Annotated in this window: 13 protein-coding genes; 8 read left to right on the top strand and 5 right to left on the bottom strand. The window is 45.1% G+C overall.

Features of this window, described 5'->3' with window-relative positions; translation table 11 throughout:
* Positions 1-65 precede the first annotated feature (65 nt).
* The 7 genes from KO473_RS22365 to KO473_RS22395 all read left to right on the top strand — a co-directional run bounded on the left by KO473_RS22365 (position 66) and on the right by KO473_RS22395 (position 8,516).
* Positions 66-1,268 carry an NlpC/P60 family protein gene (locus KO473_RS22365; protein WP_005820682.1) on the top strand — a complete coding sequence of 401 codons (1,203 nt, stop codon included), beginning with the start codon at positions 66-68 and terminating at the stop codon, positions 1,266-1,268.
* 13 nt (positions 1,269-1,281) lie between these two features.
* The gene (locus KO473_RS22370) at positions 1,282-2,433 is read left to right on the top strand and encodes a dipeptide epimerase (RefSeq protein ID WP_005820680.1); all 1,152 of its coding nucleotides are present in this window, start codon (positions 1,282-1,284) and stop codon (positions 2,431-2,433) included.
* A 31-nt stretch (positions 2,434-2,464) separates the two neighbouring features.
* Positions 2,465-3,799: a transglutaminase family protein gene (locus KO473_RS22375; protein WP_181996068.1), complete on the top strand. Its 1,335-nt coding sequence runs from the start codon at positions 2,465-2,467 to the stop codon at positions 3,797-3,799.
* Positions 3,800-4,104: 305 nt separating this feature from the next.
* Positions 4,105-5,652, top strand: a complete 1,548-nt coding sequence (locus KO473_RS22380; RefSeq protein WP_005779814.1) for a trypsin-like peptidase domain-containing protein — start codon at positions 4,105-4,107, stop codon at positions 5,650-5,652.
* A gap of 233 nt (positions 5,653-5,885) precedes the next feature.
* Positions 5,886-6,746 (top strand): RNA polymerase sigma factor RpoD/SigA, encoded by an 861-nt coding sequence (locus KO473_RS22385; RefSeq protein ID WP_005779810.1) that lies wholly within the window; start codon positions 5,886-5,888, stop codon positions 6,744-6,746.
* Between the two features lie 100 nt (positions 6,747-6,846).
* Positions 6,847-7,248 (top strand): hypothetical protein, encoded by a 402-nt coding sequence (locus tag KO473_RS22390; RefSeq protein WP_101603242.1) that lies wholly within the window; start codon positions 6,847-6,849, stop codon positions 7,246-7,248.
* Positions 7,249-7,340: 92 nt separating this feature from the next.
* A complete protein-coding gene (locus KO473_RS22395) occupies positions 7,341-8,516 on the top strand; it encodes a clostripain-related cysteine peptidase (protein ID WP_005806771.1) in 1,176 nt (391 codons plus the stop codon).
* 184 nt (positions 8,517-8,700) lie between these two features.
* Here the strand turns inward: KO473_RS22395 and KO473_RS22400 are convergent, their stop codons facing one another.
* The 4 genes from KO473_RS22400 to KO473_RS22415 all read right to left on the bottom strand — a co-directional run bounded on the left by KO473_RS22400 (position 8,701) and on the right by KO473_RS22415 (position 12,377).
* Positions 8,701-9,543, bottom strand: a complete 843-nt coding sequence (locus KO473_RS22400) for a PepSY-like domain-containing protein (RefSeq protein ID WP_122130861.1) — start codon at positions 9,541-9,543, stop codon at positions 8,701-8,703.
* Positions 9,544-9,627: 84 nt separating this feature from the next.
* Positions 9,628-10,065 carry a PepSY-like domain-containing protein gene (locus tag KO473_RS22405; protein ID WP_122130863.1) on the bottom strand — a complete coding sequence of 146 codons (438 nt, stop codon included), beginning with the start codon at positions 10,063-10,065 and terminating at the stop codon, positions 9,628-9,630.
* A gap of 318 nt (positions 10,066-10,383) precedes the next feature.
* Complete coding sequence (locus KO473_RS22410) at positions 10,384-11,682, bottom strand: HAMP domain-containing sensor histidine kinase (protein WP_122130864.1); 1,299 nt, start codon at positions 11,680-11,682, stop codon at positions 10,384-10,386.
* Between the two features lie 17 nt (positions 11,683-11,699).
* The gene (locus KO473_RS22415) at positions 11,700-12,377 is read right to left on the bottom strand and encodes a response regulator transcription factor (RefSeq protein ID WP_005788535.1); all 678 of its coding nucleotides are present in this window, start codon (positions 12,375-12,377) and stop codon (positions 11,700-11,702) included.
* Positions 12,378-12,533: 156 nt separating this feature from the next.
* Between KO473_RS22415 and nagA the strand changes: the two genes are divergently transcribed.
* Positions 12,534-13,685 carry an N-acetylglucosamine-6-phosphate deacetylase gene (gene nagA, locus KO473_RS22420; RefSeq protein ID WP_005788533.1) on the top strand — a complete coding sequence of 384 codons (1,152 nt, stop codon included), beginning with the start codon at positions 12,534-12,536 and terminating at the stop codon, positions 13,683-13,685.
* 960 nt (positions 13,686-14,645) lie between these two features.
* Here the strand turns inward: nagA and KO473_RS22425 are convergent.
* Positions 14,646-14,849 carry a hypothetical protein gene (locus KO473_RS22425; protein ID WP_122130866.1) on the bottom strand — a complete coding sequence of 68 codons (204 nt, stop codon included), beginning with the start codon at positions 14,847-14,849 and terminating at the stop codon, positions 14,646-14,648.
* Positions 14,850-15,460 lie beyond the last annotated feature (611 nt).

A 15,460-nucleotide genomic window follows, 5' to 3' on the forward strand; every position in this document is an offset into this window, starting at 1 on the left:
AAATATATCTAAAACGGAAATAGTTTCTATCTTTGCTAAAAATGTAACCCCCAAATCTTTCTTTCATGAAGAATATGACGCCCTTTGTATCGCTGCTTCTGGCAGTGTCCGCCTGTACAGGTATTCCTGAGAACAAGAAAAACGCACTTCCCCAAGATGTAGAACTGTTGTCCGGTGAAGTTCGCAACCGGTTCATTCCCGATAAGCGTGTCATCCTTTGGGATGTGGATTACGATGTATCCGGAAAGACGATTACCGTAAAGGGGGCGACTACCTCAGCGGAAGCTAAGTCGGCTTTGTTATCGGGACTGGAAGAGAAGGCTTATGAAGTGAGGGACAGCCTGCAACTGGTTCCGGACAGCGTGGCCCTGGAAGGAAAGATGTACGGCATTGTCAATCTCTCCGTATGCAATATGCGTGTAGAGGATGATTTCTCTTCGGAGATGACTACTCAGGCATTGATGGGAATGCCCGTTAAAGTGTTGCAACATCGCAACTGGTATCGCATCCAGACACCTGATAATTATATCGCATGGGTACACCGGGTAGGAATCCATCCGGTCACCAAAGCCGGGCTGGATGCCTGGAACAAGGCAGATAAAATTGTAGTGACGTCGCATTATGGGTTCACTTATCAGCAGCCGGATGAAAAGTCTCAATCCGTGTCGGACGTGGTAGCCGGAAACCGTCTGAAGTACGAAGGTACGCAAGGCGGATTTTATAAAGTCTCTTATCCGGACGGTCGGCAGGCTTATATCTCACGATCGATATCGATGCCCGAAAAGGAGTGGCGTGCCTCTTTGAAGCAAGACGCTTCAAGCATCATCCGCACCGCTTATACAATGATGGGGATTCCCTATCTATGGGCGGGCACTTCCTCGAAGGGAGTCGATTGCAGCGGCTTTGTACGTACCGTCTTATTTATGCACGATATCATCATTCCCCGTGATGCCTCTCAACAGGCTTATGTGGGCGAGCATATCGACATTGCTCCTGACTTCGGTAATGTTCAGCCGGGAGATTTGATTTTCTTCGGGCGGAAGGCCACTGCCGGGAAGAAAGAGCGTGTGGTTCATGTGGCCATTTATCTGGGTGATAAAAAGTTCATTCACTCACAAGGCGATGTCCATATCAGCAGTTTCGATCCGTCGGATGCCGATTTTGATGAGTATAACCTGAATCGCCTGTTGTATGCAGTCCGTGTGTTGCCGTCTATAAATAAGGAGGCAGCCTTAAACACCACCGTTACGAATCCGTATTATAACTAAACTCAAAATAGATATGCAAAACCGAAGAGATTTCCTCAAGACCGCTGCTTTTGCCGCCATAGGTTCGGGGCTGTCATTGCAAGGTGTTTTTGCCGGCGAGAAGAGTCCCGCTTCATTTGCGATCAACAAACTCGGCCTGGGAGCAAAGCTGAAATTGCGCTTTTTCCCTTACGAGCTGAAACTGAAACATGTGTTTACGGTGGCCACTTATTCGCGAACCACCACTCCCGATGTGCAGGTAGAGATAGAATATGACGGAGTCATCGGTTATGGCGAGGCTTCGATGCCTCCTTATCTGGGACAGACGGTAGACTCGGTGATGGCTTTTTTGAAGAAGGTCGATCTGGAGCAGTTCGACGATCCGTTCCGGCTGGAAGATATACTGGCTTATGTAGACGGTATCACTCCGGGAGATACGGCTGCCAAAGCTGCCATAGACATCGCCTTGCACGACTTGGTGGGTAAACTTCTGGGAGCACCCTGGTACAGGATCTGGGGACTGGATAAGGCTAAAGCACCTTCGACCACTTTCACGATAGGCATTGATACCCCCGAGGTGGTACGTGAAAAGACCCTTGAGGTGGCCGGGCAGTTCAATATCCTCAAAGTGAAGTTAGGGCGTGAGAATGACAAACAGATGATTGAAACGATCCGTTCGGTGAGCGATCTGCCTATTGCGGTCGATGCCAATCAGGGGTGGACGGATAAGAAATATGCATTGGACATGATTCAGTGGCTGAAAGAAAAAGGAATTGTAATGATTGAACAGCCTATGCCCAAAGCACAGTTGGACGATATTGCATGGGTGACCCAGCATAGTCCGTTACCTGTTTTTGCCGACGAATCTTTGCAACGGCTGACTGATGTGGCAGGATTGAAGGGGGCCTTTACGGGGATAAACATCAAGCTGATGAAGTGTACCGGTATGCGGGAAGCCTGGAAGATGGTGACGTTGGCACGGGCGTTAGGCATGAAAGTGATGGTAGGCTGTATGACGGAAACTTCATGCGCAGTCTCTGCCGCCGCACAATTCTCTCCGGCCGTCGATTTTGCCGATCTGGACGGAAACCTGCTGATAGCGAACGACCGCTTCAAAGGGATGGAGGTTGTAAAAGGCAAGATCACCCTCAACGATCTTCCGGGAATTGGTGTGGTTAAATTATGAACGCGGGTAACCCTTTGAAACTGTTTTGATAATGAAAAAACTACTTTATATAATTGCCGTATTTATCAGCCTTTCAGCCTGTACTTCGCGGCAGGCTCCCAAGCCTTACAACTGGGACGATGACTTGCACCAACGGTTGCTGGCGGACTTCTGTCTGACCGAATCTCAGGTGAAAGACTATATCCGCAAATACATTCCCGACGTGACGGACGAACAGATGCGCCAATGGGAAGAGAGCAAAGCGCTTGAATGCCGGGTGATCGACGGAGAGAAACGTTATTTCCGCAATGCCGGTCCCAACCTGTTCCGGATAGACTCTGCCTGCTGTGCCGTCAAAATGGAGAAAGAAGGCACTTCATTGAACACGAGCGAACAAGTCAATAAAGAACATCTGCCCGAAGTGATGGCTGCTGTCAGGAAAGAAAGAACGCCTGTCGTGCAGCCCAAGCGGATGCGGGTCACCTACACGCTGACGGTGGACAGCAACGCGGTTCCTGCCGGAAAAACGATTCGCTGCTGGCTGCCCTATCCCCGTACGGATCAGGCCCGTCAGCAAAACGTGAAACTGATACGTACCAGCGAGCTCCGCTATACATTGGCTCCGCCTTCATGCCGGCACAGCACCCTCTATATGGAGAAGCAGGCCATTCCCGGTGAGCCGACGGTCTTTTCGGAAACCTTTGAGTATACCTCGTATGCCGAATGGCATCCGTTGAAGCCCGAAAATATACTGCCTTATGATACTGTCGGTGATCTTTATAAAGAATATACTGCCGAACGGGAAACCCATATCCGCTTCACACCCCGTATCAAAGAGCTGGCTGCCAATCTGACAGCCGGTGAAACTAATCCTTTGTTGAAGGCGCAGCGCATTTTCCGTTGGATAAACGATCATTTCCCCTGGGCCTCGGCCCGCGAATATTCCACTATTGAGAATATTCCGGAATATGTGCTCGACAATCGTCACGGCGATTGTGGCCAAGTGAGCCTGTTGTTTATCACCCTCTGCCGTTGCAGCGGCATTCCTGCCCGTTTCCAGAGCGGCTTTATGATGCATCCCCGTGCATGGAACCTGCACGATTGGGCGGAAGTCTATTTCGAAGGCGCGGGCTGGGTGCCGGTAGATCAATCATTCGGCATTCCCGCATTTGCCGGCAATCCCGAAGAAAAGATGTTCTTTCTGGGAGGTATCGACTCCTGGCGTATGATAGTCAACAGTGACTATTCCATGCCGTTGGTTCCCGAGAAGAAATATCCGCGTAGTGAAACGGTTGATTTCCAGCGTGGGGAGGTAGAGTGGGAAGGGGGAAACCTGTACTTCCCGCAATGGAGTTATCATATGGATATAGACTACCTGAATTATTAAGTTCATTCTCCATAAAAGGCTTAAGCGTTTTCCGAAAAGACTTAAGTGTTTCTCAAAAAGACTTTAGTCTTTCGAGAGAAACGCTTAAGTCTTTTTTCTGCCTTCTAAATACTTGTGTGTCATGCAACGAATGCTAATTTGTCAGTCTCTGCCGTTAACCGCTGTTAAGCTCTGCAGATTCACTGTTAAAAGAGAACAAAAAAGAGTGACAAGGAGAATAACAGAATGATTTTTGTCGTTATTTTAACGTCGTAAATGTTAAATGAAAGTAGAATATTAACAATTAAATGAATAAAAAGAATAGTATGAAACAGACAACAAAAAACATTCTTGGGGTAGGAGCGGTTGTTCTTCTCAGCGCAGGAGTTGCCGGAGTGACAACGTATACGATGTTGAAACCGGAAAACAGAGACAGCCTGTCGTTCAGCGAACAGTTCCGCCAGAATCCCAATGCCCGCTTGGCTGCTTATGACGCCATTAATGCACAGCCTGTGGATCTGACGCAGGCAGCAGAAAATTCGCTTCATGCTGTGGTACATATAAAATCGACTCAACAAGCTAAAGAACAAACAGTCACCGTGCGAGATCCGTTTGCCGAGATCTTCGGAGATATTTTCGGTAATGGAGGCAGACAGCAGCGCCGTGTACAGACCCAGCCGCGTGTCGGTTTCGGTTCGGGAGTTATCATTTCGAAGGATGGCTATATCGTAACCAACAACCATGTGATTGACGGGGCGGACGAGATTGTTGTGAAGTTGAATGACAACCGTGAGTTTAAAGGCCGTGTGATCGGTACCGACCCGAATTCGGATCTGGCTTTGGTCAAAATCGAAGGAGATGATTTTCCGACCGTTCCTATCGGCGATTCGGATGCCCTGAAAGTGGGAGAGTGGGTCTTGGCGGTAGGTAACCCCTTCAACCTGACTTCGACTGTAACCGCAGGTATTGTCAGCGCCAAGGCACGTACTTTGGGCGTATACGGTATTGGCGGTGTGGAATCGTTTATCCAGACAGACGCCGCTATCAATCAGGGAAACAGTGGTGGAGCTTTGGTCAATGCAAAAGGTGAACTGGTTGGTATCAATGCCGTTCTTTCTTCACCGACAGGCGCTTATGCCGGATATGGTTTTGCCATTCCGACGAGCGTGATGACCAAAGTGGTCAGCGACCTGAAACAATACGGAACCGTACAGCGTGCATTGCTGGGAATCAAGGGTACTTCTCTTGCGGGTGACGGCGACATGATGTCCGATCAGCCGATTGACAAGTCGGGAGCTACTTTGGCCGATAAACGCAAAGAATTTGGCGTTGTAGACGGCGTGTGGGTTCGTGAGATTGTGGATGGCGGTTCTGCTGCCGGTTCCGATATCAAGGTGAACGACATCATCATCGGCATCGATGGCAAGAAAGTACAGAACTTCGCCGATTTGCAGGAAGCCATTGCACAGCATCGTCCGGGTGATAAAGTTACCGTGAAGGTGATGCGTGACAAGAAAGAAAAGAATATCGACGTAACGTTGAAGAATGAACAAGGTACAACAAAGATTGTGAAGGATGCAGGTATGGAGATTTTGGGTGCTGCCTTTAAGGAGTTGCCGGACGACTTGAAGAGACAACTCAATCTCGGATACGGCTTGCAGGTGACCGGAGTGACTTCGGGCAAGATGGCGGATGCCGGTGTACGAAAGGGCTTCATCATCCTGAAAGCCAACGATCAGCCGATGCGTAAAGTCAGCGATCTTGAAGAAGTGATGAAAGCTGCTGTGAAATCACCGAACCAGGTGCTCTTCCTCACAGGAGTATTCCCTTCAGGAAAACGCGGATATTACGCTGTAGACTTGACTCAGGAGTAAATTAGCTGAAAGCTGCTGTGTGGTGAGTATGGTCACACCAGCGAATCGTCTGCCGAAAAAAGTAATTGGTAGCTTAATAATAGCTAAGGAAATCGAAAAGAGAGTGCCGGCAATCAACCAGTCGACACTCTTTTTGTTTGTAGTAGTAGATAATAATGGTGAAAAAGTTGTGGAAATTTATACGTTAACAAATAAATTGTCGTAACTTTGCACTCCAAATCTGTTTTATAAGAATGAGACAACTAAAGATTACCAAAAGTATCACTAACAGAGAGAGCGCTTCTCTTGACAAGTATTTGCAGGAAATCGGTCGCGAGGACCTTATTACTGTGGAAGAAGAGGTAGAACTTGCTCAACGCATTCGTAAGGGTGACCGTGTAGCATTAGAGAAACTGACACGTGCCAATCTTCGTTTCGTCGTATCCGTAGCCAAGCAGTACCAGAACCAAGGTTTGAGTTTGCCCGACTTGATTAATGAAGGCAATTTAGGACTGATCAAAGCTGCCGAGAAGTTTGATGAAACACGTGGTTTTAAGTTTATCAGTTATGCTGTATGGTGGATTCGCCAGTCTATTTTGCAGGCATTGGCAGAGCAATCCCGTATCGTTCGTCTTCCGTTGAACCAGGTTGGTTCGCTGAACAAAATCAGCAAGGCCTTCTCTAAGTTCGAACAGGAGAACGAGCGTCGTCCGTCTCCCGAAGAGCTGGCAGGTGAACTGGACATTCCGGTTGACAAGATCTCCGATACGCTGAAAGTATCCGGCCGTCATATTTCGGTGGATGCTCCTTTTGTTGAAGGAGAAGACAACAGCCTGCTCGATGTGTTGGTGAACGATGATTCGCCCATGGCAGACCGTTCTCTGGTTAATGAGTCTCTTGCGAGGGAAATTGATAGAGCTCTTTCTACGTTAACCGATAGGGAAAAAGAAATCATTCAGATGTTTTTCGGTATCGGACAACAGGAAATGACATTAGAGGAAATCGGCGACAAATTTGGTCTCACACGTGAGCGTGTTCGTCAGATTAAGGAAAAAGCAATCAGAAGATTAAGACAAAGTAATCGTAGTAAATTGCTCAAATCTTACTTGGGATAAGCAAGATATATCAGTTTCCGAAAAAGTATTTAAAAAACGCTTCATCTTTTGATGGGCGTTTTTTTTTGTTATCTTTGCGAAGTTAAAATAATAACAGAATATGAAATACGTAAAAATACTGTTTGCCGTAGCGTTAGTGTTTACATTGTGCTCGGCGTTTTCGTTGAAAAAAGGAGAACATAAGCCCGTTTATGCTTTTGGAGTATCGGCGTCATTTACCGATACAGTGGTATACTACACCGAGATTCAGGTACTCGATAGCGTGGCGTTGGATAAAAACGGATTTCTGCCGCATAGAGAGATATACAGCTATCAACTGAAAAACTATCTGGAGATTGATAAAGGGCAGTCCAACCGTACTTGCATGATCTACTTCTCGGAGAATCAGAAGAAACTTGAAAAGGAGGCTGCAAAGGTATTGGGCAAATATAAAAAGAATAAATCGGTGGCTCTTGAGAAAATAGATACCCAAAGTTTTAAATTCACTAAACCGGAAGAATAACTTAAACGTTATATAAGAAGGGGATGCTTAAAAGCTCCTGATGGAGGAGCTTTTAAGCATCCTTTTTTTTAGGTTTTAAATTCAATACAGATATGAAATCAAAAATGATTCTTTTTTTTGTAAGTTTTGTCATGTTGTTCAGCGCTTGCCGGAATGAAGATGAACCTACTCTTCCGGCGTATGGTTCGCGTACGGTTTTAATTTATATGATGGCGCAAAACTCTTTGTCTCCATTTGCCCGGCTGGATATGGAAGAAATGATAAAAGGAATGAAGCAGGTCGATGCAACGTCTAATAATCTGTTGGTTTATATCGATGACTATTCGGCTCCCCGTCTGGTTCGTTTGGGTAAAAACAGTAAAGGGCAGGTTGTGGAAGAAGTGGTTGCCAACTATCCGGAACAGAACTCAACGGATGTGGCTGTTATGAAAAAAGTCATTTCAACCGCTTTCAATACTTATAAGGCAGAGAGTTACGGTATGGGCTTCTGGTCGCATGGAGAAGGATGGATACCCTCGCCGGCCAAAACGCGCTGGTTCGGACAAGACGGCAATGATTATATGAATATAGACGATCTGCACGAAGCCTTACAGGTGGCTCCAAAGCTTGATTTCTTGCTCTTCGATGCCTGTTTCATGGAGTCGGTGGAAGTGGCTTATGCTTTACGTGACTGCGGTGACTATATGATCAGCTCGCCTACTGAAATTCCCGGTGTAGGAGCTCCTTATGAAGATGTGGTTCCCGCTATGTTTACTGCCGGAAACCCGACCATGAAGATTGTCTCTGCTTATTATACCTACTATGAAAACAGGTATAACGACGGGGTAGGGCTGACTAATGAAAACTGGACCGGTGGGGTTTCGGTGGGAGTCGCAAAAATGAGTGAACTTGAAAATCTGGCAGCTGCCACAGCAAAGATACTTCCCAAATATGTGACGGGAAAGACTGATTTCGATCTTTCAGGGGTGATGTGTTATGACCGGAGGTACCTGGCGTTGTATCATGACCTCGATCAGTATATTTACAAGCTGACAGCCGGTAACAGCGATTATGATGCATGGAAGGCGGCTTTTGATAAGGTAATGGTTTACTGGAAGTCGACTCCGCGCAACTATTCGGCATACGTCGGCATGTTTACCATGGACTCAAAGGCGAAAGGGCTTTCCACCTATATTCCAATGACGAATAGGGAGTCTACCAATACGTCCTACCGGGATACGGGATGGTATAAGGCTTCCGGTTGGGCAGATACCGGTTGGTATAAATAAGCAATAAAAGTGAGGCTGAATCAAAACTCACCACAGAGGACACAGAATAACACAGAGGCGATTTTAAGTTATTGATTATTAGTTAAAAGACTCTGTGCTACTCTGTGTTACTCCGTGGTGAAAAGAGTTTTGACACACTTTTTATGCATTGTGTCAGGTCGGTCACCTGTCACGGTTTTAGTACTTATGGGATGAATTCTCCTTTTGTGGTGATTTTCACTTTTACTTCCAGCTCTCCTTTTTCCAGTTCAACCAGATAGTATTCGCCTGTGGGAGTTTCAAAAAAGTCGGCTTCATCTACGTGATATCCGGCATATTGTGGTGAAGAGGCAATTGCATTGGTTACCTCAACCGGTAGTGCATTCCGGTGTACGTCCCAGGAAGTGTATGCCCATTGGTTGGAGCTGTTGAATACAACCTCTTTGCTGATATTGTTGTGGATAATATCGACTTCTGTCATTCCATGTTCCACTTCAACCTCTGCCAGGCGCGCATTCGGATACTTCTCTTTTATAAAGTTCTCGATGGCTGCGGGGACTTCCGCCGGAAGGTAATTTCCCGAATCATTGTCCGTGTCTGCAACGTTTTTAATAAGGATTCCTTCTGCCGAATAATACAGGTCGAACTCTTGTTTGCCGGATTCTACTTCGATGACATATACGGTTTCCATATCCAGACGTTCCAGCATATCTACATCATCTATTTTCCATTTTGCATATTCACTGCTTTCAAAAGCACTTTTTACCGCTGAGGGCAGAGCCTGATATGGAATGTCAGTTTCTGTCATTTGCCATGTTCCGTCCGGAGTAAACCAAGCAGAGGTTTCATAGTTTTGATGGCGGAAGTCAGCCACATAATAGTTACCTTTTGTTTCCCACTTTTCATTGCTGACTGTCGGGTACTTTGCGGTGAATGCGTTTTTCAGTTCTGCCGGTACATAAGACAGATCATCATCATCATCGTTATCACAGCTTTGTAATCCCAGGGCACCCAGTGCCAAAAGAAGAAAATACATTTTCAGTTTCATTTCTACTATACTTTTTTTAGTTGTCAATTCATGTTATGCGCATATTGTAATAAAGCGGAATTATACCCGTATATGTGCGTAACATCAGTTATCGATATCGATTAAGTTAAATTTAGAGTCGAATTTTAGTTCCCATCCGTTGGACAGTTTCACTTCGTAATCTGTTTTATCACGTTCTATTTTCAGAATCTTCGCATCCGCATAGTTGGTGGTTACGTACTTCTGGATAGGAGCGGGTATTATGCCCTGTGGCACTACACTGAATTTGCAATTTACTTCAGTCCAGTTTCCTTTCTTGTCGAACTCTACTTTGTTGCCGTCGGTGAAGATGACATCGTAGCTTTTCTGTAAGAAATCGCTTTCAACCTTGGCCATGGCAATGTTGCTGCCGGCAAAGTGTTGTTTGATGAACTGCTGTGCCTTCTGCGGCATCTGGCTTACTTGAATCGGTTTATCATCGTCCGCTCTTGCGATGGTTTGCAGAGTGAACAGGCATACGAATAAAAGAAGTAACTTTTTCATAATCGTCTTTTTTTTATTGGTTTTTATTTTTAGCAATTAATTTATAATGCAAAGATGAAGGTCGATTCTGAAAAGAATTGGGAATTCTCTCCATTTTGATACTTTTTTCTAAATAAAAGTTTGATTACTCTTGTTCATCCGGTTGGACTTATACTGTATATTTACACAATATTTAACGCTGAGCGGGAAGTCCTTCTCGCAACAGGTATGAAAATGATTTGTACAGGCAGGTGTGCCGGGGAGTCGTATCCACCACAGATTACACGTGTTTGCGCAGATGAATGTCGCCGGTTCTCAGTGGATTAAATTCGTTCTGTGTTAATCTGCGTAATCTGTGGTGAAATTGTTCTTCCGCAATTCGAAACAGTGTTCATCTTTCTCAAAATAATACCTGAGTGTGAGATGCTGTAATTTGCAGATGGAGTCGGCTATGGCAAGTCCCAGTCCGGTCGAACCTTCCTTTTTGCTTCCCTGATAGAATCGTTCAAAGATATGGGTCGCATCCAGGGGGCGGCCTGAGCCGCTATTCCTGAAGGTCATGCTATGACCGGTTATTTCAATCCGGATATGCCCACCGTCTACGTTGTGTACAAACGCATTTTTGAGCAGGTTCGTTATCAGGGCTACTGCCAGCGATTCATTCATCTCCGCCCGGAATATTCCCTGTTCATCCAGCGTCTGCTCAATTTCCCGATAGCCGTATACTTCTTTATAATCTTCTATATATCGCTTGAGCATGCTGTTGAACTCCACCGTTCGGGTATCGGAGAATTGTCCGTTATCTATTTTGGACAGTAACAGCAGCGATTTATTGAGCTTGGTGATATGCTCCAGGGTCTGGTGCGTTTTTATCAGCTCTTCCAACTGTGCTTCAGACAAGGAGTCGTCTTCCATCAGCATTTCCAGGCGATTCCGACAGATGGCCAACGGTGTTTGCATTTCGTGTGAAGCATTGCCGATGAATTGCTTTTGTTGTTCAAAGATGTGCTCGCTTCGTTCCGCGTTGCGGATGGCTGCCTCGTTCAGCTTCCTGAACTCCGTAATTTGCGTTTCATTCTTCAAAGGGCGATTGGGACGGCCTATCCTGTAGGCATCCAGCCAGCGCAGCAGGTTGTAAAGTGGCTTCATGCTGCGGTGAAATATCCAGATGCAGACAATCAGGATGGTGAGCAGCAGGACGATGTACAGAAAAATAATCCATCCCAGCATGGCGTCTTTCAGGTCGTCCTTCTCGATCGTCGGTGTCGATACGGTAAGCTCGTAATATTGTCCTTCGTCATCTTTGAATAAGGTGGTCAGTATGCGTGCCGGTTCAGTCTCTTCCTTCTCCACAATATAGACCATGGAGTCTTTGTAGCAGATATCTTCGCGTTCGTCGGCATACTCTTTGCTTACTTTTCTAAGATAGTATTGATTGTTCGACCCATTGTTTTTCGAGGGCAGTTCTTCTCCGGCCAGGGCACGGATAATGATGGTTTCCGAGTAATCCTCCAGAGAGTCGTCTACTTCGTCGTTCACTTCATCTATTACGGCTATATAGAAAAATACAGCCCATGCCCCGAGAACAACTGTCAGCATGAGTGCGATGCGGATGATAATGCGGTATATCAACTTCATGGAGGTAGGGTCTTTTTTTATTCAACAGTCATTTTGTAGCCGAATCCATATACAGCCTTCAGTTCTGCCAAGGCACCGGCATCTTTGAGTTTCTTTCTCAGGTTCTTGATTTGCGCATAGATGAAATCAAAATTGTCTACCTGGTCGATATGATCTCCCCACACCGATTCGGCAAGCGTGTTTTTGTTTACCAGTCGTCCGGGACGGTTGGCAAAGTAGAGAAGGATATCATACTCTTTGCGGTTTAATTCTATTTCCTTGTCATCTACGAATACCTGGAATGTATCGGGAACAATACGTATGTTGGCCAGGCGTATGTCCATTTCTCCGTCGCGTCGCTGGCGTCGGATCACACTTTTGATGCGGGCATTTAATTCGGCCAGGTGAAAGGGTTTGGGCAGATAGTCGTCGGCACCCAGTTCCAGTCCCAGTACTTTATCGTCCAGGGAGTCTTTGGCCGAGATGATAATTACGTTTTCCCGTTTACGCATCTTTTTCAGTTGCTCCAGCAGGTTCAGCCCATTGCCGTCAGGCAACATAATGTCCAGCAAGACACAGTCGTAATCGTAGTCCTCTATCTTGCGTAATCCCGACTGGAAGTCTGCGGCAGCTTCCACTACATAGCGTTCTTTTTCGAGCGAACGCTGGATAAGTTCCCTCAGTGAGGGTTCGTCTTCGATTATTAATATTTTCATAGGGCTTTTTATTTCTACCTGCAAAGAAAAGGCTTATTTCTGAAATAAAACTGAAAAGAAAAGCTATTTTATTTTTCTATCTCAACAGAAGTGTCTAATTTTGTTTCCAATAAACAAAAATAACACGAGTATGAATCTCTAATACTATAATTTATCATGTTGACTCAAATTATCAATGGACGCATATTTACTCCGCAAGGTTGGTTGAACGAAGGTTCTGTGTTGATGAGAGATGGAAAAATTCTGGAAGTAACTAATTGCGATCTGGCGCTGATCGGTGCCAATCTGGTGGATGCCAGAGGAATGTATATTGTTCCCGGCTTTGTTTGTATGCATGCCCATGGTGGGGGAGGACACGATTTTACAGAATGTACCGAAGAGGCTTTCCGTACGGCGATAGCTGCACACATGAAGCACGGTGCCACCAGCTTTTTCCCGACACTTTCTTCTTCTCCGTTCTCCGAAATACGCAAAGCTGTAGATATATGCGAAAAACTGATGGCCGAACCCGATAGCCCGATACTCGGCTTGCATGTGGAAGGCCCTTACCTGAACCGTAAGATGGCGGGAGAACAGTTTGCAAACCAAGTGAAAGAAGTCGATGTGGCAGAATACACCTCTTTGCTTGAAAGCACCGATTGCATCAAGCGTTGGGATGCCTCTCCCGAACTGCCCGGAGCACTTGACTTTGCACGTTATCTGAAGTCGAAGGGAATTGTAGGAGCTGTTTCGCATACGGAAGCCGAATATGATGGCATAAAGGAAGCATACGAGGCAGGATTTACACATGCTGCGCACTTCTACAATGCAATGCCGGGCTTTCATAAGCGTCGCGAATATAAATACGAGGGAACGGTTGAGAGTGTCTACCTGACCGATGGCATGACTATCGAGCTGATTGCTGACGGCATTCATTTGCCTTCCACTATTTTGAAACTGGCTTATAAGCTGAAGGGAGTGGAGCATACTTGCCTGGTGACCGACGCACTTTCATATGCGGCTGCTGAAGGCAAGGCAATTGACGATCCCCGTATTATTATAGAAGACGGTGTGTGCAAGCTTGCCGACCGTTCGGCCTTGGCAGGTAGTATTGCTACCATGGATCAGTTGGTGCGTACGATGGTGAAGGCTGATATTCCTCTGGCAGATGCCATACGTATGGCTTCTGAGACTCCTGCCCGTATTATGGGAGTTTATGACCGTAAAGGATCTCTCCAGAAGGATAAAGATGCGGATATTCTGATCCTGGATCGTGATCTAAACGTCAAGGCGGTATGGGCTATGGGGCAGTTGGTGAAGGAGTCGTAAATAGTTCACTACGGATTATACAAATTTACTGTTGCCCTCTTATGCCGGTTATTTGTAAGAAGGGCTTTCAATAGAAATTGTTAGTGTCGTTACTATTTTTATTCTATTCTTATAAATGGAAGGGGAGGAGGATAAGAATAGTAACGACTTACTTTAATCTGTGGTTCAATTACCGTTAATTTTCAACTTCGTCTTTTCTTAAATCGGTATATTTCCTTATTCTCCCTTTTTCTCTGATCATTTCTCAATTTTCTGAAAAACGCCCCTATAGCCTCCTTATACGGCCATCCTTTTACTTTTAAAACCAAGACCCTTTACCTCTAAAATCAACGCTTCCTTGGTTTTAAACCAACGAGCCTTTGGTTTAAAAGGTAGGCTTCTCCCGTTTCCATCCCAAATTTTGCTTGTGAAAATATTGTATAACTAGGCTTTACGGATCGCAAATGTGTTCTTCCGAATTGCATTGGCACTTGCTTTAATTGCACCTATACCTGCTCTGATTGCACCCATATCTGCTTTGATCGCAACTATACTTACTTCAATCGTAACTATCCTTTTCGGTCCGCCACTTATCCCTTTTCCCGGAAAACATTCCCTTGTCTCTCTATTGTCTTCATCTTCAATCTTTTTCTTCCTTTCGTTTCTTCTCTTCCTATTACCTGATTTAACAGGATGTTAAATCAAGGCTTTTGTCTCCAAATAACAAGTCTTTTCGAAGCAAAAGCCTTGTTATTTCCATCCCTGAAATAAATGTTTCCCCAACCGCATTAACAATGTTAACGCAGGATTCCGTTCAATTCCCGTCTGATTCTTGTTTGATCCTTGTCTGATTACTGTTTGGCTCCTGCTCAATTTCCATTCAATCCCCGTCTGATTCCTGTTTTAATTTCCGTCCAATCCTCGTCTGATTCCCACCGACTTTTCAGTTTAATCCCTGTTTGACTCCCATCTGATTCCCGTTCACTCTCCATTCAGTCCCTGTCCAATTCCAGTTTCATCCCCTCCAATTTTCCTCCAATTCCCTATTTTTCTCCGCAATTCCACCCCAAAACACTCGTTCTCCTCCCTTTCGTAGCACATATCCTTTCCGTCCTCTCCGGAAAACTTCCCCTTTATATAATATAATAATGTGTCATTTTCCTTCTTTTCCTTTCCGTTCCCCATAATCCTGTTTTAAAACCGGTCTCTCCCTCAGCCCTTTACATATAAATTTATATTTTTATTTAAAAAACTTCCTTATATATTTGCCTTGTATTGGTAAATCGCGTACTTTTGCACCCGCTTTCCAAGAGACGGAGAGCCGATTGAAATTGACATGTTGCAAGTGCGTATTGATTGCCTTAACGGATAACCAAAATAATCTCCTTTTTCTTTGGAGTTTAATATTAAAATTCGTTATCTTTGCAGTCCGATTCGCGATAAAAGGCGTTTATTCCGGTGCCTTTTCCTTTCGCTAAGAGAGCCAGAGAACAGACCGGGAAAAACATTTAAAAAAAACTTCCAAAACATTTGGTGTTTTAAAATAAACCTTTTACCTTTGCACCCGCTTTTGAAACGAAGCACAATCGAAAAGAAGAGTTCTTTGAAAAATTGATAAACAATACAAGTAGTACAAGTAAATTTAGAACCGTCAATACTTATTATATAGGTATATGAAAAAATGACCGTCAATAAATTTTCGACATCCTGAACAGAGCTAATATTATCCCTTACGGGATATATAACAATACTTTTACAATGAAGAGTTTGATCCTGGCTCAGGATGAACGCTAGCT

Source organism: Bacteroides sp. HF-4919 (assembly GCF_018860125.1).

Bases quoted from the DNA above. Each gene is read 5' to 3' on its own strand.
- nagA (WP_005788533.1), top strand. From the start codon at position 12,534: ATGTTGACTCAAATTATCAATGGACGCATATTTACTCCGCAAGGTTGG.
- KO473_RS22415 (WP_005788535.1), bottom strand. From the start codon at position 12,377: ATGAAAATATTAATAATCGAAGACGAACCCTCACTGAGGGAACTTATC.
- KO473_RS22370 (WP_005820680.1), top strand. From the start codon at position 1,282: ATGCAAAACCGAAGAGATTTCCTCAAGACCGCTGCTTTTGCCGCCATA.
- KO473_RS22390 (WP_101603242.1), top strand. From the start codon at position 6,847: ATGAAATACGTAAAAATACTGTTTGCCGTAGCGTTAGTGTTTACATTG.
- KO473_RS22405 (WP_122130863.1), bottom strand. From the start codon at position 10,065: ATGAAAAAGTTACTTCTTTTATTCGTATGCCTGTTCACTCTGCAAACC.
- KO473_RS22400 (WP_122130861.1), bottom strand. From the start codon at position 9,543: ATGAAACTGAAAATGTATTTTCTTCTTTTGGCACTGGGTGCCCTGGGA.
- KO473_RS22410 (WP_122130864.1), bottom strand. From the start codon at position 11,682: ATGAAGTTGATATACCGCATTATCATCCGCATCGCACTCATGCTGACA.
- KO473_RS22385 (WP_005779810.1), top strand. From the start codon at position 5,886: ATGAGACAACTAAAGATTACCAAAAGTATCACTAACAGAGAGAGCGCT.
- KO473_RS22365 (WP_005820682.1), top strand. From the start codon at position 66: ATGAAGAATATGACGCCCTTTGTATCGCTGCTTCTGGCAGTGTCCGCC.
- KO473_RS22375 (WP_181996068.1), top strand. From the start codon at position 2,465: ATGAAAAAACTACTTTATATAATTGCCGTATTTATCAGCCTTTCAGCC.
- KO473_RS22380 (WP_005779814.1), top strand. From the start codon at position 4,105: ATGAAACAGACAACAAAAAACATTCTTGGGGTAGGAGCGGTTGTTCTT.
- KO473_RS22425 (WP_122130866.1), bottom strand. From the start codon at position 14,849: ATGGGGAACGGAAAGGAAAAGAAGGAAAATGACACATTATTATATTAT.
- KO473_RS22395 (WP_005806771.1), top strand. From the start codon at position 7,341: ATGAAATCAAAAATGATTCTTTTTTTTGTAAGTTTTGTCATGTTGTTC.